This is a genomic window from Paraburkholderia sp. SIMBA_054 (assembly GCF_046534875.1).
GTDB classification, from domain to species: Bacteria; Pseudomonadota; Gammaproteobacteria; order Burkholderiales; family Burkholderiaceae; genus Paraburkholderia; species Paraburkholderia hospita.
The window spans coordinates 1-264 of the sequence record NZ_JAWRXV010000957.1; the positions used below are offsets into that span (position 1 = coordinate 1).

At 64.4% G+C, this 264-nt stretch carries 1 protein-coding gene; it reads left to right on the plus strand.

The features are described from left to right. Nucleotides 1-264 (plus strand): TonB-dependent receptor domain-containing protein (locus tag SB822_RS57955; protein ID WP_410859220.1); only part of this gene is annotated, 264 nt, incomplete at both ends.

A 264-nucleotide genomic window follows, 5' to 3' on the forward strand; every position in this document is an offset into this window, starting at 1 on the left:
TTCGAAATCGGCGCACGCGGACGAATCGGCCAGACGACAAGCTGGAGCGCCGCCGTCTATCGAACCACGCTCGATAACGACATCGAATTCATCGCCAGCAATGGCGCGGCGAGCAATCGCGGCTTCTTTCAGAACGTGGGCCGCACGCGCCGGCAAGGGTTCGAACTCTCGGGACGCAGCCAGCTAGGCCCGCTCGCGGTTACGGCGAGCTACAACAACTACACCGCGCTGTACCGCCCCGCCTGGACCGAGAACAGCGCGAGC